Here is an 18,001-nt window from a genome sequence, read left to right on the forward strand (position 1 = left end):
GACGCCATGAAACGAGTAGCTCTGATTTTGCTGGCGCTGGGGATGAACGTGCAGGCAGCTGCGCTGACCTTAAACGATGCCCGGGCCCAGGGGCGCGTGGGGGAAACCCTCAGCGGTTATCTTGCCCCGGTTCAACAGGACGCGGAAACGCTGGCTTTGGTCAATCGTATTAATGCGGCACGCACGGAAAACTACCAGAAGCTGGCTGACAGCAATAATTTGCCGGTCGATGAAGTGGCCAAAATGGCAGGTCAAAAACTGGTTGCCCGCGCGCAGCCTGGCGAATACGTGAAGGGCATTAACGGAAAATGGCTTAAAAAGTAGCTAGCGGTAGCGCTTGCGGTATTCCCCCGGCGAGACGCCAAAACGCTGCTTAAACGCCGTTGAGAAATGGCTATGGTCGGTGAACCCCCAGCTGTAGCCAATGCCCGCCAGCTTTTCATCATCACCGGCTGCGCGCAGAACCTGCGCGCACAGATCCAGACGACGGTTTTTGATGTACTGCGCCACCACCAGCCCTTTCTCGGCAAACATGCGGTAGAGGCTGCGCACGGACATACCGCTCTCGGCGGCAATCCATTCCGGGCGTAGCGATTCAGACTGAATATGGTCGTCAATCAGCGCCACCACATGCTGGAACTGGCGCTCCTTGCGCGGCTGAATGATTTCACGCTGCTGGAAAGCGGGACGCAGCAGACAGATCATCGCCTCAAGCGCCGCTTCACTTTCGCGGTCACTCAGGTCGGCATTGCTCATGCTCTCCATCAGCAGGCGATGGCTCAGTTGTACCGTGGGCAAGGTGCGGGAAAGGGCGGTCGCGCAGCTTATCTCCTGGAAACGACACTGCTGCTCAATAATCTGACGGGGAACCAGCAGCGAAATCTGGCGGGATTTTTCCCGCCAGTTGATCGAACAGGGACGCGACGCGTCAATCAGCGTGATATCACCGGTCCTGAGTAGCGCGCGACGGTCATCCTGTTCAATTTCCGCGCTGCCTTCAAGCTGAAACACGGTATAGAACCAGGCATCGTTACTCTGTGTAATCTCCTGACGGGAGCGGAACAGATTAACGCCGCCTGCGGTCACGGTGCTGAGCTTCAGGCTGCGCGCATAGCTGGTCTCCAGCTCGCCGAAGAATTTCCCCTCGGTGGGCTGCGCGTTAAAACGCCCGCAAACCTGGTTAATTTGCGCCAGCCACTGCTGATACTGTTCCTGCTCGCTTGCACACGCCATCGTTTCTCTCACTGCACCGTCAACGTTTTTGCATTGTTGCATTTGTGTTGCATTTTGTCAGAGCTATGAGGCTGACTATAGGAAAGAACACTCACCGGTAACAGCGATATAAGCGGCAATTATCGCGATTTGCGGAGCCTGTCACAGGTGGCAAAGCGAATGTCACAGAGACAAAAGCGAGAATGCAAAACCCCACTTAGACTGGATTAACACCCTGCGAAGAATAACGAAGGAGTATCCTATGTCTGAATCACAGGTGGCCATTCAGCCTGCCGTACAACAATTTTTAGACCGACAGCATGGCCTGTGGATTGAAGGGCGTCAGGCCGCGTCGGACAGTGAAAAGCGGCTGAACGTCTACAACCCGGCCACGGGCGAAGTCATTGCCTCGACTGCCGATGCCAGCGTCGACGACGTTGACCGTGCCGTCATGTCCGGCTGGCGCGCGTTTGTCGCCCGCAGCTGGGCCGGAAAACTCCCGGCGGAGCGCGAGCGGATCCTGCTCCATTTCGCCGATCTGGTGGAACAGCACAGCGAAGAGCTGGCCCAGCTTGAAACGCTGGAGCAGGGGAAATCTATTAACATTTCCCGCATGTTTGAAGTCAGCTGCACCCTGAACTGGATGCGCTATACCGCCGGGCTGACCACCAAAATTACGGGTAAGACCCTCGACCTTTCCATCCCGCTGCCGCAGGGCGCCCGCTATCAGGCGTGGACGCGTAAAGAGCCGGTTGGCGTGGTGGCCGGAATTGTGCCCTGGAACTTCCCGCTGATGATCGGGATGTGGAAAGTGATGCCTGCGCTGGCCGCGGGCTGCTCTATTGTCATCAAGCCGTCAGAAACCACGCCGCTGACCATGCTGCGCGTAGCGGAACTGGCCAGCGAAGCGGGCATCCCGGACGGGGTGTTCAACGTGGTGACCGGGAGCGGCGCGGTGTGTGGCGCAGCGCTGACCTCGCATACGCATATTGCAAAGGTGAGCTTCACCGGCTCAACGGCGACGGGTAAGCAAATTGCCCGTGCGGCGGCGGACACGCTAACCGGCGTGACCCTGGAGCTGGGCGGGAAAAACCCGGCTATTGTACTGAAAGACGCCGACCCGGCGTGGGTGATCGAAGGCCTGATGACCGGCAGCTTCCTGAACCAAGGGCAGGTGTGCGCGGCGAGCTCGCGCATCTATATTGAAGCGCCGCTGTTTGACACGCTGGTCAGCGGGTTTGAGCAGGCGGTGAAATCCCTGAGCGTCGGGCCGGGCATGTCGCCGGAGGCGTTTATCAACCCGCTGGTGTCGCGCGCCCACTGTGACAAGGTGCAGACCTTCCTTGATGAGGCGAAGTCGCGCAACGCGGAGCTAATCGTCGGTAACCGGGGGCCGGAAGGCAAAGGCTATTACGTTGCGCCTACGCTGGTGGTGAACCCGGATGCCTCGCTGCGCCTGACCCGCGAAGAGGTGTTTGGCCCGGTGGTCAACGTGGTGCGCGTCGCCGACGGTGAAGAGGCGCTTCAGCTGGCAAACGACAGCGACTATGGCCTGACGGCCAGCGTCTGGACGCAAAATATCAGCAAGGCGCTGGAGTATACCGACCGGCTGCAGGCGGGCACCGTCTGGGTAAACAGCCATACGCTGATCGACGCCAACCTGCCGTTCGGCGGCATGAAACAGTCCGGTACCGGGCGTGACTTTGGTCCGGACTGGCTGGACGGCTGGTGTGAAACCAAGTCGGTGTGCGTGCGGTATTAAAAACATTGCCGGGTAACGCTGCGGTTACCCGGCAGGCTTTAACCCGGCGGCTATTTCAATGCTGCGGCAATGACCGATGGAATAGCGTCAAACGCCTGCGCAACGCCTTTAGCCCTGACCTCTTCACTGCGCGTCGCCCCTTCAGCACGGACAAATTCCACTCTGTCGATGCCCAGAAAGCCAAAAAATTTCTGCAGGTATCGCTCCTGAAAATCCATGTCTTCGATTGGCGTACCGTGATATATCCCGCCGCGGGTTGAAACGACAATAATCCTTTTGCCGGTCGCATGCCCCACCGGGCCCGTCGGGGTATAGCTAAAGGTTTTTCCCGGCTGGGCGAGTCGATCTAACCAGGCTTTAAGCTGAGTTGAGACGGAGAAGTTATACATAGGCGCACCTATCACGATGAGGTCGCTATTGAGAAATTCGTTCACAAGTTCCCCGGACAGCGCGTGTTCGCGGACATCTTCAGCCGTCGCATCGGTGGCTATCCGCAGCGGCCGGAACCCAGCGGCAACGGTGCCGGTGAGATGGGCGATGGGGGTTTTAACGACGTCGCGATAGACCACCTTCTCTGACGCGATCTGGCGAACCACCTCTGCCGTCAGCTGATGTGAAAGTGAGAATTCGCCGTTAATACTTGAATCTATATGCAGGATATTCATTTCTCTGTTTCCTTTGCGTCGGTTTGGGTTGCTTGTTCGATAAACTGACTCACGGCGTCCGGGTGGGAAATCATCGACATATGGCTGCTCTTAATACGCAGGACGATGGCGTTCATGGCGCCGGCGAGCTGCTGCTGGATACCGGGAGAGAGGGCGCGATCCTCTTCGGTTATCAGATACCATGAGGGTTTTTCACGCCATGCTGCATGTTCTACCTTCTCGCTGAAGGCGCTTGCCGCGATAGGCTGCTGCGTTGCCGTCAGCAGTTTTACGCGTTTGAGGGGCAGATCGTTGGCCATCGTGCGCTGATAGGCATCGGGATCGTCCAGCCAGATTAACCCTTTTTTATCCGGGCGCATGTCGGCCATCGGGGCGTTGAGGTGGGTAAGAAGAGAGGTAACCGATTCACCGCTGTCGGGGGCAAGGGCGGAGAGAAAAACCAGTTTTTTCACCTTCGGGTTATTGCCTGCCTGAGCGATGACCGCGCCGGCCCAAGAGTGGCCAACAAGCACTACGTCCCCTTGCTGACGGTCGATGACACGCTCTGTGGCGGCGACGTCCTCTTCAAGCGAAGTCAGAGGGTTTTGCACTGCCGTGACGTGGTAGCCCCGGGTCTGCAAACGGCCTATCACCTCCTGCCAGACGGAACCATCAGTAAAGGCACCATGCACGAGGATGATGTTATTAATCCGCGCCTGCACAGACTGCGATGCAGCCATGCAAAGCAAAGAAAGAAGAACGGGCAAGCGTGTCGGTTTCATAAGCGTGACGTAATTTCCTGAGAGACGTTGAGGCACAGTGTAACGAGAGGGACAAAGAGGCTTGTAGTGTCTGAAATGACTGTTAACATACGAAATCAGACATTTTACTCAGGCCTGAATCATGAGAATTGCCATTTTAGCGTTACCCGGAAGCATGAAATCCGCCGTGGCTGGGCTCTGCGACATGTTCTGGCTGGCTAACGAGGTGATTGCTCAGCAGCCGGACGGCGAGGGCATTTCGCCTTTTGAGGCGGTCATCATCACGGCGGAAGGAAAGCCTGTCCCGGACGCGCAGGGGCGGCCGATCGAGGCCGAAGCGAGCTTTGTTACCGGAGGTACCTTCGATCTCGTGATTGCCTGCGGGATGAAGCTTGACGAGCAGAAACGCCCGGTCTCGCCAGCGGCCGTCCTCGAGGCTGGCGCATGGCTGCGCGGCCAGTATGATAAAGGCGCGATGCTTGCGGGAGCCTGTGCCGGTGGGTTGGTTCTCGCCGAGGCGGGGATCCTCAATGGCCGGGCATGCACGACGACCTGGTGGCTTTACCATACTTTCCGCCAGCGTTATCCGCTGAGCAAACCTGTCTGGGGTAAAGCGCTGGTGCAGGACGCACGGGTTATCACATCCGGTGGCCCGCTCTCGTGGGTTGACCTGTCGCTGCATGTCATCCGTCTGCACGCGGGGCAGAAGCTGGCGCGTCTGACGGCCGATATGGCCGTGGCTGACAGCCAGCCGTTATCTCAGCAGGTTTACGCGCCAGCAGGTTTTTTAAATTCAGTCCATCCGATGATAATGAAAGCGGAACATATCGTCCGGTATGAAAATCCGGCGATTACCGTAGAACAGCTTGCCCGGGCGCTGAATATGACCACTCGTACCCTTCACCGAAAAATGGCGGAGGAGATGAATGAAAGCCCTAAAAACTTTTTGACGCGCATGCGCATTGAAAAGGCAATGCGTCTCCTGGAGCAACCGGGGTACGCAATAACGGAGATTGCCAGCGCTTGCGGTTACGCTGACGACACGGCATTCAGGCGCGCTTTTACGGGGGTGACGGGCATGTCGCCCGGTCAATACCGCAAATGGATCGCCGAGCGTCATGCGGAATAGCCGCCGTTCTCACCGGCATACTCGATCCCGCCCGGCCTCCTTTGCCCGATACAGCGCCGCATCGGCGCGGGCGATGATCTCGGTGCCTGCTAACCCCTCCGCCATGCTCGCAATCCCCATGCTCACGGTGACATGGTCGCTAACGGTTGACGCGCTGTGTGGTATGGACTCCGCGCGCAGACCGTCCTGAATGCGTAAGGCAACCTTTTCCGCGATGTTTTCCGGGCAATTGAAGAGGATGACCACGAACTCCTCGCCGCCGTAACGCGACACCACATCGTCAGGTGTGCGCACCGACTGCTTCAGCACCCGCGCCACGCGGGTCAGACAGTCGTCGCCTGCCTGGTGCCCGTAGGTGTCGTTGTAGAGCTTGAAATAGTCGATATCCAGCATGATCACCGAGAAGGTTTTCTTCTGCTCAACCGCGTTTTCCAGCACCACCTCCATTTTCCGGCGATTGGCGGTTTTGGTTAACGGATCCTGATGCGCCAGCGCATCCAGTCTGGAGATCAGCAGCTGATTCTGCTGATTACGCCGCCAGGCCTCGTCAAACCAGCTCAACAGAATGAAACGCCCGCAGATCAGGATCAGCGTAAAGACGCTCCAGATGACGACGAAGTGAAGGTTGAGGCCATCGTTCCGTATCCAGCTTGCTATCGGCAGGGTGATCCAGAGCGGGAGCACAAAGGCGAGCAGCCCCTCGGGGTAAAAATAGAGCGCCGTTAAGCCGGCGAGTAATAAAATGACGCACAGCGGCCAGACGTGAGGCAGCAGCAGCTGGGTAATAAACCAGAAGCTGGAGACCGACCAGATGGCGCTACAGATAAACAACACCACGCTGATTCCGGCGATTCGCCGCCAGGCCATGAGGATCAGCGCGGCTGAGAGAATAATAATGCCGAGCATGGAGGCATCGACCATTCTCGTCAGCTGCGGCGAGTGGGGATAAAGGGGATCGCTGGCCTTAAGCAGAACGTGTCGCAGCAGGATCATCACCGCGAAGCTGATATTGACGAAGGCCAGCCACGGCAGGTTCATCGCCAGCCCGTGCATGACCATGGCATGGCGCGTTGGCCAGGTTGCCCGTTCAAGTGTCGGTTTTTTTCTTTTTTCCATTGACGCTTTTACCCTGTCTGGCGAACACGTGAAGCAGGAAAGGGCGGACGAACCGCCCTTTTGCATGCACCGTTACGGTGTCACAATGTTAAACCAGAAATCAAACTTATCCATGTAACTAAGCATGGCATCAAGTTTCGCGCTGTCGCCACTTATTTTGACATTTCCGCTGTCCTGAGCCTGTTTCAGCGTCACTTCCTTGAGAATGATTTTATTCAGGGTGTCACGGTTGAGCGTCAGCGTCGCATCCGCATCTTTTGCTTCTGCGTTCGCCGTGTGGTTCAGCACGCCATTTTCCAGCTCGAGTTTGTACTTCCCGCCATCGCTGCCCAAATCAATGTTAAACACAGATTTAGCCTCACCGGCTTTCTGGCCATTGATATGGACTGCCAGGTAGTCAAAGAACATCTCTGGCGTCATCGCGCGAACCGTATCCGGGCTAGCGGTATTCGGCGTTGGACCTTTCACCACGCCGTTACGCAACTCCTGCGCACCGGTCAGGTAGAAGTTACGCCACGGGCCGGATTCGGCTTGATAGCCAAGCTGTTCCAGCGCATCCGCTTCCAGGTTACGTGCCGCCTGATTGTTTGGATCGGCAAAGACCACTTTACTCACCACCTGCGCCACCCAGCGATAGTTCCCCTGGTCGAAGTCGGTTTTCGCCTTGTTCAGGATGGCATCCGCGCCGCCCATATACTCAACGAATTTCTTCGCGCCTTCTTCCGGCGGCAGCTCATCCAGCGTCGCCGGGTTGCCGTCAAACCAGCCCAGATACAGCACGTAGGTGGCTTTGACGTCATGGCTCACCGAACCGTAATAGCCGCGGTTCGCCCAGGTATGGGCCAGTGAGTCCGGGAGCGTGAAGTTCGCGGCAATTTCGTCGCGCGTCAACCCTTCGTTCGCCATACGCAGCGTCTGGTCGTTAATGTAACGATAGAGGTCACGCTGGCTTTTCAGCAGTTTGACCACGTTTTCGTTGCCCCAGGTCGGCCAGTGGTGTTGTGCCATGATGATTTCGGCCTTATCACCCCAGCGCACAATCGCCTGGTTAATGTATTTCGACCACGGCAGCGGCTCGCGGATTTTCGCTCCGCGCAGCGAGTAGGTGTTGTGCAGGGTGTGGGTCACGTCCTCTGCGGATTCAATGACTTTTTTCTCTTCGATATACCAGAGCATTTCCGATGGCGCTTCGGAGCCAGGCGCAAGCATAAAGTCGTAGGTCAGGCCGTCGATAACCTCTTTCTGCCCATCTTTCTCGATAATATTGGTCGGGGCAATCAGCGTGACCGTCCCGGCGGAGGTTGTTGTCCCAAGACCGGCACCCACCTGACCTTTGGCATCTGGCTTCAGCAGGTTGCCATACATATAGCTGGCGCGGCGGCTCATCACATTACCCGCCATGATATTCTCGGCAACGGCCGCTTCCATAAACCCGGCAGGGGCGTAGACCTTCACTTTACCGGACTTCACGTCCGCTTCATCCACCACGCCGCGCACCCCGCCATAGTGGTCAACGTGGCTGTGGGTATAAATGATGGCCACAACAGGTTTCTTGCCGCGATGTTTAAAATAGAGATCCATCCCGACCTTCGCCGTTTCTGCCGACACCAGCGGGTCAACCACGGTAATACCTTCTTTCCCTTCGATGATGGTCATATTCGACAGATCAAGATTTCGAATTTGATAAATACCGTCGGTCACTTCAAACAGGCCGCTGATATTAATCAGCTGAGATTGACGCCATAAGCTGGGATTAACGGAATCCGGGGCTTTATCGCCTTCTTTAATAAAGGAGTACTGCTGCGGGTTCCAGATGATATTGCCTTGTTCCCCTTTGATAATTTCCTGAGGAATAGGGGCAATAAAGCCTTTATGGGCGTCCGTAAAATCGGTGTTATCGGAGAAAGGAAGCTGATTAAACAGGGCGTTATTGGCTTGTTGCGTTGCGGCCGTGGCATCCTTCGGGGCTTCTGCGGCATAGGTGGAGCTAACGGAAATAACAAGTCCAGCCAGAGCAAGACTCCTGACGATCAAATTGAATTTCATCCTAACCTCTCAGTGGTGTATTACGTCGTTCGTGGAAACTTCGTGTCCTGGCTGAAAGTGGTTCAAGAAATGCAATGGAAATAAACGAGGTAGAAATAACTATAATCGGGGAGAGGCATTCAGCAAGTAAATAGATGAAAAACCGGGCATTGCGCCCGGTGCGTTATTTATTTCTGTTCGTCTTTCTTTTTCCCGAGCGTTGGCGTCTCGTCGAAGAAGTTCCACGGTTTAAGGAGGGTATGCACCCATTCCGTCGGCATGATCGGCCACTCCTCCGCGCGTGCCACGTGGGTGGTGCCGGTGGTCATCCAGACCACGTCATCCTGATCGTTGAGCGACTCGTTATCTTTGCTGTACTGACCCAGCCCGGTGTCGTGCACGGAGCGGTTCGGGAATTTTCCTTCCGGGTAAAGTTCATCCGGGTGGTAACGGGTCACCCACAGCTGTTTGTCCATAAAGCTCAGGCGATGGTAAATCCACTCGTCCGGGGCAAATTTCGCGCCGGTTGCCACCGGGTGCGTGCCGCCTGCGTAAGGGATAATCTGGTACGAAACCGGGTTGCCCATGCGGTTTTCTTTGCGGGTGTTGCTCAGCAGGCGAATCGTGCCCGGGTCGAATTTCTGCGCCGCCTGCTGCTCGGTATCAATATCGTACTGATTGATCTGCATGGTGCTGGTGCGCGGGCCACCGGCGGTATTCGGCTTCACTTCCGGATCCATGGCCACCAGCTTGTTGTTGATGCCGTCCACGTCCATATCAAGACGGAAATTGTAGATGTGCTGGTGCGTGGTGCCCACGATGTTATGGTCGATCAGCGTGCCGTATTTTGTATCGTCTTTGGCGGTGGCGTCGTGCATGGTTTTCGCCTGTACGCCTTTCACCGCTTCGATACCCGTCGCACCGGCGTCAATCCCGATGGTGCCATTTTCATGGAACACCCAGTCGAAGATGTAATCGTAGTTGCCCACGGTACTCACCCAGCGCACCACCAGTTCGCGGCGCTCGGTGCTGACGTTAGGCTGGCCCATCTCCTGATGCTTGTATTCCGGCCCCGCGTAGCGTTCGAAAATGGCGATCGCGCGCGGGATCTCCATCGGCGCGCCGGTGTAATCCGGGATGGTTTCATTGAGCATCACGGCGTTGGACGGCACGTCTTTGCCGCGCACCAGCGGTGAGGTCAGGGTGCCCATACCGTAGTCGCCGGAGTCGAGATAGGCTTTAAAGTACCAGCCCACGTCCGGATCGCCGTAAGGGACGATCATGCCGCCGAGCGACCCCTGATACATAATCTGGCGTTTTTTGCCGTTGTCGTTATAGGTGACGGTTGAGATCATCGGGCCGACGCGGGAGTCCAGGCTCAGGTGGAAATCCCAGTTCTGCCAGTGCACCATATCGCCGGTGATGGTGTAGTTCTTGCCTTCCGGCTCAATGATGTCGAGCGGTTTTTTAGGCGTCTCTATACGGTCGCGGCCATCGTAGGGACGCGGCGTCATCGGAACCGGAACAACGGCGCCTTCCTCAATCTTCTGGATTTTCTTCTGCTCAAGATCGACCACGGCCACCAGGTTTTCAATCGGGTGCGCCCAGTAGTTGCCGTCGCCAACGTCCAGATAGCTCACTACCTTCAGCAGGCGATCTTCCTGCTTCAGGCCATCTTTACCGTCGAAATAGCCGACGGTCAGCGGCGTGGTAATCACTTTTTTCGGGTCGGTGATGCCGTGTTTTTTAAGCACCTCGGCAAACTCCGTGCTGTCGTTGATGATTTGCTGAACCGCGGTGAAATCATCCAGCAGCACCATGCCGTGCGCGTCTTTCACCGGCTCCCAGCGCAGGATTTTTTTATCCTTCAGATCCACCAGGCTTTCGATAACGTGCTTTCCGTCGAGCATCACGATCTTCGCCTGACGCGGGGCATCCACCGCCGTACCGTTAAGCACAAAGTCCCACACTTTGGCTTTCTCTGGCTCAGCAAGGGCAATCTGGGTAAAGCGGGTATTCGGTTTAAAATCCGCCGAGGCTTTCACAATCTCAACGGCTTGCTTAATTTCGTCCGCCGTCAGCGCGTTTAGCGGGTGAGGGCGTTTTTCAACCTGGAAAGTCTGGTCAAGACCGGACTGGAAAACATCGTTGATGAAGCTGTCAGAGATAAAGGCTTTTTTGCCTTTCATCACCACCGGCACCTCGAGCTTGAGGGTTTTACCGTTGACGATGGCGGTTTTAGCGCCCGGTTTGACCTTCACAAAGGCGCCGTCTTTTGCAATGGTGAACATCTGTGCGTAATCATCCCACTGAACGTCGGCGCCAAAGTCCTGCAGCGTTTTGTCCATCGGGACCATATGCGCCTCACTGCCGTGGGCGAAAACAGGGGATTGCCAGGCGCAACACAGCGCAACGGCCATAGCCAGCGCCGTTCTACGGGCAGAAAAAGAAGAATTGCTTCCCATCGTAGACCTCATCTTGTTGTGTTTATTGTGTTGTGACAGCCTTATCCTGACAGGCGCCTGAGAAAAGCGTTTGCCTGCATCTGCCAGATTATTTGTCAGCCTTGCCAGGTTAAAAAAAGAGCGGGGGTAAATCACATGCCGGGCCATTTCCCCTCCCCATTGAGGCTGAGGGAACCCCACAAATGATGTCAGCACAGACGGCCCCCTCTCCCTTGAGGGAGAGGGCTGGGGTGAGGGGGAACATACGGCACTGGTGGGCATTCCGTTCACTTTATGTTCCTTGCTACTCTGTAACGACATGACCTGTGAACGTGCCAGGGTGGCTCAGTCTGCACTGAACCCCTAAACCTGGACACTGCGATTTCATTGTTGCTCTGCCAGCGTCCGGTATTGTACCGGACTCATCCCGCCCGTTTTTAAACTGATTCGTTCGGTGTTGTAATAGCGAATATATCTGCCAATATCGCTTTCCAGTTCTTTCACTGAACTGTACTTTTTCCTGTAATACATCTCTACTTTCAGATGACTGAAGAAGTTTTCCATCACTGCATTATCCAGACAGTTACCCTTACGCGACATACTTTGTGTGATGCCCGCTTCAGCCAGCATTCTGCGCCATACAGGTGTTCGGTAAGCCCAGCCCTGATCGCTGTGTAGCATCGCGCCTTCTTTGTTTCTGCATGCTTTAAGCGCTTTTTTTAGCATCCTGCAGACCAGAGGTTGTGACTGACTGGTTGATGTTTGCCAGGCCACTATTTCATTATTGAACAGGTCCTGAAGGGCTGACAGGAACAGTTTTTGACCACCGGCACGGAACTCCGTCACGTCTGTGCACCACTTTATTCCACTGCATGCAGCAGTGAAGTTACGGGCAAGCAGATTATCTGAAGCCAGTCCGCCTCCAGCCATACAGGAACGGTATTTCCTTCGGCGTAACTGACATGTCAGGCCATACTTTTTCATCAATATGCGAACCGTTTTATGGTTCAGGATGAAGGCTTCATTACGCAGCGCCACCGTCATTCTTCGGTAGCCGTAGCGTTGTGCATTTCTCTGACTGATGGTGGACATAGCACTGACAGCAGATGCATACCGCTCCGACTGAGTGACAGGTCTGGAGAGCTGGTAATAATACGTGCTACGCGCCAGCCCTGCGGCACATAACAGGTAAACAAGTCGGTGGTCTGCAAGCAAACTCTGTATCACTCGCGTTTTTTCTGCTGTTCCCTGAGAGCGTTTTCCTCCCTCAGGGCTTTGAGCTTTTTTAAATATGCATTTTCCGCCCGCAGATATTCCAGCTCTCTCAGAAGTTCTGAGGGAGTCATCTCACTGAGCGGTCTGGAGTCAGGTATAAACTTTTTCTGTGACATAGCGGGCCCGGGTTTGGCTGTATTAAGCGCCTGTGCGCCTCCTTTCCGGTAACGTCTTGTCCAGTCGAGAATGAGCGATTCATTTGGAATGGCAAAGCGCGCTGAAGCTTCCGCATAGCTGCAACCGTGTTCAGTAACATAACGGATTACGCGGAGCCTGAAAGCTGAAGTATAGGCCCGTGCAGGACGGTCCTCCAGCCCGGCCTTTCCCTGACGCCTGTAAGCCCGTATCCAGCGGGTAAGAGGCGTCCGGCCAACACTGAACAGATGTGCTGTTTCTTTAATGCTCGACTCACCAGTCATGTAATGCTGTACAGCCGCAAGACGAATGTGAAAAGGATATCTCATCTGAACCTCCAGATTTTATGATCTGGTGTCCAGGATATGGGGTTCAGTGCAGTCGCCACCACCCTGGCGACCTGGGCTCCCGGCGGTAAATCGCCGCTTCGCGGTGCCTCGGCTTATTCCTTCCGGCTTATCGGGGACGGGCGGAGGTAACATCCCTGTAAAGTCCGCCCTCTCGGCGCATCCCTGCGCCTCGCCCCGGCCGGAAGGCAAACGCCTCAGCGATTTACAGCCGGACCAGGGCATCGCTGAAGGCCCTCAGCCATTCTAAAAGCAGCGTTATTGCTTCTGCTTGCACATTACTTGAGAGCGCTCAGCCATTGTGGAGAGGATGAGGAGCAGGGAACTTAGCTGAAATCACCCTGCTGGCGCGCCACCAGCGTCAGGATGGAGTAGAGCGCCACGGCCTGCTGGTGCTGGTTGAAGATCTCAACCGCCCATTCCACCACGCCCGTCGGTCTTTCCTCGGCGGTGCGCTGTTTCTTCAGCGTTTTACGCTTGCAGGTCAGACGCACCTGAATAGTATCGCCCGGTTTAACCGGCTCGATAAAGCGCAGGTTCTCCATGCCGTAGTTGGCAATCACCGGCCCGACGCCCGCATCAACAAACAGCCCCGCGGCGGCGGAAATCAGGAAGTAGCCGTGCACCACGCGCTCGCCAAAGATCGACTCTGCCGCGCCGATCTTGTCCATATGGGCGTAGAAGTGGTCGCCGCTCAGGCAGGCAAAGTTCACGATGTCTGCTTCCGTCAGGGTGCGGCGCGGCGTCAGCAGGCTGTCGCCCGGCTGCAGCTCCTCAAAGTATTTGCGGAACGGATGCACGCGATCTTCTTGCACCGTTGCGCCACGCACCCATTGTTTGCCGATGGCGGCCAGCATGGTCGGACTGCCCTGAATCGCGGTGCGCTGCAGGTAGTGCTTCACCGCGCGCAGACCACCCAGCTCTTCGCCGCCGCCCGCGCGCCCCGGGCCGCCGTGCACCAGCTGCGGCAGCGGGGAGCCGTGCCCGGTGGATTCTTTCGAGGCTTCCTCGTTGAGGATCTGAATACGCCCGTGGGCGCGCGCCGCGCCGAGAATAAACTGGCGGGCAGTGTCCAGGTCTGCGGTGACCAGCGTACCCGCCAGGCTGCCGCCGCCCGCGCGGGCAAGCTGCATCGCGTGGCGTGCGTTGCGATACGGCATCAGCGTCGCAACCGGGCCAAAGGCTTCGGTTGAGTGCACTGCCGGGGTTTCATCCGGCTGCGGGCAGAACAGCAGGGTCGGTGGGAAGAACGCGCCCGCGGCCTGCAGATCCGCTTTGCCACCCAGACGGATCTGGCAGCCTGCGGCGATCAGTTGCTCCACTTTCTCCTGCACGTCCGCACGCTGTTCGGCGTTGACCAGCGCGCCCATCTTTACCCCTTCCTGCGCCGGATCGCCCACAACCACCTTTTCCAGCCGGGCAACCAGCGCCTGGCTCACGGCGTCAATCTGGCTCTGCGGGACGATAATGCGGCGAATGGCCGTACATTTCTGCCCGGCTTTGGCGGTCATCTCGCGCACCACTTCCCGAATGAACAGGGCAAATTCCGGCTGCTCCGGCGTGACGTCTTCCCCCAGCACGCAGCAGTTCAGGGAGTCGGCTTCCATGGTGAACGGAATGGAATTCGCCACAATATTCGGGTGCACGCGCAGACTTTGCCCGGTGCTGGCGGAGCCGGTAAAGGTCACCACGTCCTGGCTGTCGAGCTGGTCGAGCAGATCCCCGGCGCCGCCGCAGATCAGGCTGATGGCGCCGTCCGGCACCAGCCCGCTGTCGACGATGGATTTCACCATCGCCTGCGTCACCTGCGCGGTAGCGGTAGCGGGTTTGATGATGGCGGGCATGCCGGCAAGCCAGGTTGGAGCCAGCTTTTCCAGCATCCCCCAGCAGGGGAAGTTAAAGGCGTTGATGTGCACCGCCACGCCGGATTTGGAGGTCAGGACGTGGCGCGCCGCAAAGCCGCCTTCTTTTGAGAGCGGGATCAGCTCGTCTTCCGGCCACACGGTGTCATCCGGCAGCTCGCGGCTGCCCAGACTGGCGTAAGTGAAGAGGGTGCCGATCCCGCCTTCGATATCGACCCAGCTGTCCGCCTTCGTCGCTCCGGTCTGGGCGGACAGGGCATAAAACGTCTCTTTCTCGCTAAGCAGGTGCTTTGCCACCGCCTTCAGCATGGCCGCGCGTTCGATAAAGGTCATCGCGTGAAGCGCTTCGCCGCCGCGCTCAATCGCATAGCGACGGGCGGCCGCCATGTCCAGCCCTTCGCTGGTCACGCTCCACAGCGCTTCGCCACTGATGGCGTGATGAATAGTGCGTTCACGGCCCCGGCCAGACTGCCAGGTACCGGATAAGAAGCTGGCTAACTGCTGCATCGCTTATCTCCAAATGTTACGTAATTTACCCATTAATAGTTTGATCATGAATCATAAAAATCAAGCTGAGTTTTAATGAATTGTTAACATTGTGATCCGCTCTGACGAAACACGGCGCGCGAGGACGCTGTTCAGTACGCCTGCAGTAAAAGCCTTGCGAGCGATATCACAAAACAAGGAAACAATTCTTGGGGTTATATTTAACCTTTGTGTAACTTTTAAAAAACAAAGTGATTCAACATTACGCTTTAATTTGCAAACTAACGAATCATAAAGGTGATGACGTGACGCAAGAACAACGGTTTGAGCAGCGCATAGCGCAGGAGACGGCGATTGAGCCTCAGGACTGGATGCCTGACGCCTACCGTAAAACGTTGATCCGCCAGATTGGTCAACATGCGCACTCCGAAATTGTCGGCATGCTGCCGGAAGGGAACTGGATCACCCGCGCCCCGACGCTACGCCGCAAGGCGATCCTGCTGGCGAAGGTGCAGGACGAAGCCGGACACGGGCTCTACCTCTACAGCGCGGCGGAAACGCTGGGCTGCGCGCGGGAAGACATCTACCAGAAGATGCTCGACGGCAAAATGAAGTACTCCTCCATCTTCAACTATCCGACCCTGAGTTGGGCCGATATCGGCGTGATCGGCTGGCTGGTGGACGGCGCGGCCATCGTCAACCAGGTGGCGCTGTGCCGTACCTCCTACGGTCCCTATGCCCGGGCGATGGTGAAAATTTGTAAAGAAGAGAGCTTCCACCAGCGCCAGGGCTTTGAAGCCTGCATGGCGCTGGCGCAGGGCAGTGAAGCCCAGCGTCAGATGCTGCAGGACGCCATCAACCGCTTCTGGTGGCCGGCGCTGATGATGTTCGGGCCGAACGACGACAATTCGCCGAACAGCGCCCGCAGCCTGGCGTGGAAAATCAAACGCTTCGGCAACGACGAGCTGCGCCAGCGCTTTGTCGACAACACGGTGCCGCAGGTGGAGATGCTGGGCATGACGGTGCCCGATCCCGACCTGCGTTTTGATGAAGAGAGCGGCCATTATCACTTCGGCGAAATCGACTGGCACGAGTTTGACGAGGTCATCAACGGGCGCGGCATCTGCAACCACGAACGCCTGGCCGCCAAACGTAAAGCCTGGGAAGAGGGGGCGTGGGTGCGGGAAGCCGCACTGGCGCACGCGGAAAAACAACACGCCCGCAAAGTGGCTTAAGAGGAATCACGATGAGCAATGTCTACTGGCCGCTGTACGAAGTGTTCGTACGCAGCAAACAAGGGTTATCCCACCGTCACGTGGGCAGTCTGCATGCCGCCGACGATCGCATGGCGCTGGAAAATGCGCGTGATGCCTATACCCGCCGCAGCGAAGGCTGTTCTATCTGGGTGGTTAAGGCGAGCGAGATTGTCGCCTCCCAGCCGGAAGAGCGCGGCGAGTTCTTCGACCCGGCGGAAAGCAAGGTTTACCGCCATCCGACGTTCTACACCATCCCTGACGGCATCGAGCATATGTGAGGCAAAGAATGAATTCAGTGACTGCCTATGCCCTGCGTCTGGGCGACAACGGTCTGGTGCTCTCCCAGCGTCTCGGCGCCTGGTGCGGCCACGCGCCGGAGCTGGAGATCGACCTCGCACTCGCCAATATCGGTCTCGACCTGCTGGGCCAGGCGCGCAATTTCCTGACCTATGCCGCGGAGCTGGATGGCCAGGGCGATGAAGACACGCTGGCATTTGGCCGCGACGAGCGCCAGTTCCGCAACGTCCTGCTGGTGGAGCAGCCGAACGGCAGCTTCGCCGACACGATTGCCCGCCAGTACCTGATGGATGCCTGGAACGTGGCGCTGTATGAACGCCTGGCCCAAAGCCGCGACGGCCAGCTTGCCGCGATTGCCGCCAAAGCGATTAAAGAGGCGCGCTACCACCTGCGCTTCAGCCGCGGCTGGCTGGTGCGTCTGGGCGACGGGACCGAAACGTCCGCGCAAAAAATGCAGCAGGCCATCGACAGCCTGTGGCGTTTTACGGCCGAGCTGTTTGAGGCCGATGACGTTGAGCTGGAATTGATTCAGTCCGGCGTGGCGGTTGACCCGCGCACGCTGCGCCAGCCGTGGGAAAGCGAAGTGTATGCCGGTCTGAATGAAGCCTGCCTGCAGGTGCCCGCAGAGGTGGCGTACCGCACCGGGGGCAAGCAGGGGCTGCATACCGAACATCTGGGCCCGATGCTGGCGGAGATGCAGTATCTCCAGCGCGCGTATCCCGGTCAGCAGTGGTAAAGGAGAACGCTATGCAACGCCTCGTCGACATCGCGCCCGCGCAAATTCCGCAGATCTGGGCGCTGTTAAGCCAGATCCCGGACCCGGAAGTGCCGGTGTTAACCATCACCGATTTAGGCATGGTGCGCAGCGTGAAGGCGCAGGGGGAAGGCTGGGTCATTGGCTTCACGCCAACCTACTCGGGCTGTCCTGCAACGGAACACCTGCTGGGGGCGATCCGCGATGCGATGACCGCGCACGGCTTTACCCCGGTGCACATTGTGCTCCAGCTTGAACCCGCCTGGACCACCGACTGGATGACCGCCGACGCGCGCGAGCGCCTGCGGGCGTACGGTATCAGTCCGCCGGTGGGGCATAGCTGTCACGCGCACGCGCCGGTGGAGGTGAGCTGCCCGCGCTGCGCCAGCACCGACACCTCGCTTATCAGTGAATTTGGCTCGACGGCCTGCAAAGCACTCTACCGCTGCAATACCTGCCGTGAGCCCTTCGACTATTTCAAATGTATTTGAGGCTG

General features: G+C 57.3%; 15 protein-coding genes. 7 read left to right on the forward strand and 8 right to left on the reverse strand.

Annotated elements, in window-relative coordinates:
- Positions 1 to 6: 6 nt before the first annotated feature.
- Complete coding sequence (locus AC4IC4_RS10580; RefSeq protein ID WP_024909488.1) at positions 7 to 324, forward strand: YdbL family probable chaperone protein; 318 nt, start codon at positions 7 to 9, stop codon at positions 322 to 324.
- Here AC4IC4_RS10580 and feaR read toward each other — a convergent pair whose 3' ends face one another.
- Positions 325 to 1,233 (reverse strand): transcriptional regulator FeaR, encoded by a 909-nt coding sequence (feaR, locus tag AC4IC4_RS10585; RefSeq protein WP_032651163.1) that lies wholly within the window; start codon positions 1,231 to 1,233, stop codon positions 325 to 327.
- Positions 1,234 to 1,474: 241 nt separating this feature from the next.
- Between feaR and AC4IC4_RS10590 the strand changes: the two genes are divergently transcribed.
- A complete protein-coding gene (locus AC4IC4_RS10590; protein ID WP_491472700.1) occupies positions 1,475 to 2,974 on the forward strand; it encodes an aldehyde dehydrogenase family protein in 1,500 nt (499 codons plus the stop codon).
- A gap of 50 nt (positions 2,975 to 3,024) precedes the next feature.
- Here AC4IC4_RS10590 and AC4IC4_RS10595 read toward each other — a convergent pair whose 3' ends face one another.
- A complete protein-coding gene (locus AC4IC4_RS10595; protein WP_491472701.1) occupies positions 3,025 to 3,639 on the reverse strand; it encodes an FMN-dependent NADH-azoreductase in 615 nt (204 codons plus the stop codon).
- Entirely contained in the window at positions 3,636 to 4,400 is a 765-nt protein-coding gene (locus AC4IC4_RS10600; RefSeq protein ID WP_491472702.1) for an alpha/beta fold hydrolase, read from the reverse strand. The genes AC4IC4_RS10595 and AC4IC4_RS10600 overlap by 4 nt, the downstream gene beginning before the upstream one ends.
- Before the next feature lie 121 nt (positions 4,401 to 4,521).
- Here AC4IC4_RS10600 and AC4IC4_RS10605 point away from each other — a divergent pair, with 121 nt between their 5' ends.
- Positions 4,522 to 5,508 carry a GlxA family transcriptional regulator gene (locus tag AC4IC4_RS10605; protein ID WP_491472703.1) on the forward strand — a complete coding sequence of 329 codons (987 nt, stop codon included), beginning with the start codon at positions 4,522 to 4,524 and terminating at the stop codon, positions 5,506 to 5,508.
- 9 nt (positions 5,509 to 5,517) lie between these two features.
- On the opposite strand, the gene AC4IC4_RS10610 is transcribed toward AC4IC4_RS10605, so the two are convergent.
- The 5 genes from AC4IC4_RS10610 to paaZ all read right to left on the reverse strand — a co-directional run bounded on the left by AC4IC4_RS10610 (position 5,518) and on the right by paaZ (position 15,219).
- Complete coding sequence (locus tag AC4IC4_RS10610) at positions 5,518 to 6,624, reverse strand: GGDEF domain-containing protein (protein ID WP_491472704.1); 1,107 nt, start codon at positions 6,622 to 6,624, stop codon at positions 5,518 to 5,520.
- Positions 6,625 to 6,696: 72 nt separating this feature from the next.
- Positions 6,697 to 8,670, reverse strand: coding sequence for an alkyl/aryl-sulfatase (locus AC4IC4_RS10615; RefSeq protein ID WP_491472705.1), 1,974 nt, complete (start codon positions 8,668 to 8,670; stop codon positions 6,697 to 6,699).
- Positions 8,671 to 8,837: 167 nt separating this feature from the next.
- A complete protein-coding gene (tynA, locus tag AC4IC4_RS10620) occupies positions 8,838 to 11,114 on the reverse strand; it encodes a primary-amine oxidase (protein ID WP_491472706.1) in 2,277 nt (758 codons plus the stop codon).
- Between the two features lie 363 nt (positions 11,115 to 11,477).
- A protein-coding gene (locus AC4IC4_RS10625; RefSeq protein WP_491471184.1) for an IS3 family transposase occupies positions 11,478 to 12,832 on the reverse strand; the annotation gives its coding sequence in 2 pieces (ribosomal slippage) (positions 11,478 to 12,382 and positions 12,382 to 12,832; 1,356 coding nt in all).
- 344 nt (positions 12,833 to 13,176) lie between these two features.
- Positions 13,177 to 15,219, reverse strand: a complete 2,043-nt coding sequence (paaZ, locus tag AC4IC4_RS10630; protein ID WP_491472707.1) for a phenylacetic acid degradation bifunctional protein PaaZ — start codon at positions 15,217 to 15,219, stop codon at positions 13,177 to 13,179.
- Positions 15,220 to 15,503: 284 nt separating this feature from the next.
- Between paaZ and paaA the strand changes: the two genes are divergently transcribed.
- Genes paaA through paaD form a run of 4 tightly spaced genes read left to right on the forward strand, consistent with a single transcriptional unit; the run spans position 15,504 to position 17,996 of the window.
- Complete coding sequence (gene paaA / locus AC4IC4_RS10635; protein ID WP_491472708.1) at positions 15,504 to 16,433, forward strand: 1,2-phenylacetyl-CoA epoxidase subunit PaaA; 930 nt, start codon at positions 15,504 to 15,506, stop codon at positions 16,431 to 16,433.
- An 11-nt stretch (positions 16,434 to 16,444) separates the two neighbouring features.
- Positions 16,445 to 16,732, forward strand: coding sequence for a 1,2-phenylacetyl-CoA epoxidase subunit PaaB (gene paaB, locus AC4IC4_RS10640; RefSeq protein WP_008502380.1), 288 nt, complete (start codon positions 16,445 to 16,447; stop codon positions 16,730 to 16,732).
- Between the two features lie 8 nt (positions 16,733 to 16,740).
- Positions 16,741 to 17,487 carry a 1,2-phenylacetyl-CoA epoxidase subunit PaaC gene (gene paaC / locus AC4IC4_RS10645; RefSeq protein ID WP_491472709.1) on the forward strand — a complete coding sequence of 249 codons (747 nt, stop codon included), beginning with the start codon at positions 16,741 to 16,743 and terminating at the stop codon, positions 17,485 to 17,487.
- A gap of 11 nt (positions 17,488 to 17,498) precedes the next feature.
- Positions 17,499 to 17,996, forward strand: coding sequence for a 1,2-phenylacetyl-CoA epoxidase subunit PaaD (paaD, locus tag AC4IC4_RS10650; protein ID WP_213751144.1), 498 nt, complete (start codon positions 17,499 to 17,501; stop codon positions 17,994 to 17,996).
- Positions 17,997 to 18,001: the final 5 nt, after the last annotated feature.

This window comes from Enterobacter sp. Taxon_2 (assembly GCF_058355295.1).

Excerpts from the sequence above, each read along its gene's own strand:
- tynA (WP_491472706.1), bottom strand. The coding sequence starts at position 11,114 with ATGGGAAGCAATTCTTCTTTTTCTGCCCGTAGAACGGCGCTGGCTATG.
- paaZ (WP_491472707.1), bottom strand. The coding sequence starts at position 15,219 with ATGCAGCAGTTAGCCAGCTTCTTATCCGGTACCTGGCAGTCTGGCCGG.
- paaD (WP_213751144.1), top strand. The coding sequence starts at position 17,499 with ATGCAACGCCTCGTCGACATCGCGCCCGCGCAAATTCCGCAGATCTGG.
- AC4IC4_RS10595 (WP_491472701.1), bottom strand. The coding sequence starts at position 3,639 with ATGAATATCCTGCATATAGATTCAAGTATTAACGGCGAATTCTCACTT.
- AC4IC4_RS10580 (WP_024909488.1), top strand. The coding sequence starts at position 7 with ATGAAACGAGTAGCTCTGATTTTGCTGGCGCTGGGGATGAACGTGCAG.
- feaR (WP_032651163.1), bottom strand. The coding sequence starts at position 1,233 with ATGGCGTGTGCAAGCGAGCAGGAACAGTATCAGCAGTGGCTGGCGCAA.
- AC4IC4_RS10590 (WP_491472700.1), top strand. The coding sequence starts at position 1,475 with ATGTCTGAATCACAGGTGGCCATTCAGCCTGCCGTACAACAATTTTTA.
- paaC (WP_491472709.1), top strand. The coding sequence starts at position 16,741 with ATGAATTCAGTGACTGCCTATGCCCTGCGTCTGGGCGACAACGGTCTG.
- AC4IC4_RS10615 (WP_491472705.1), bottom strand. The coding sequence starts at position 8,670 with ATGAAATTCAATTTGATCGTCAGGAGTCTTGCTCTGGCTGGACTTGTT.
- AC4IC4_RS10605 (WP_491472703.1), top strand. The coding sequence starts at position 4,522 with ATGAGAATTGCCATTTTAGCGTTACCCGGAAGCATGAAATCCGCCGTG.
- AC4IC4_RS10610 (WP_491472704.1), bottom strand. The coding sequence starts at position 6,624 with ATGGAAAAAAGAAAAAAACCGACACTTGAACGGGCAACCTGGCCAACG.
- paaB (WP_008502380.1), top strand. The coding sequence starts at position 16,445 with ATGAGCAATGTCTACTGGCCGCTGTACGAAGTGTTCGTACGCAGCAAA.
- AC4IC4_RS10600 (WP_491472702.1), bottom strand. The coding sequence starts at position 4,400 with ATGAAACCGACACGCTTGCCCGTTCTTCTTTCTTTGCTTTGCATGGCT.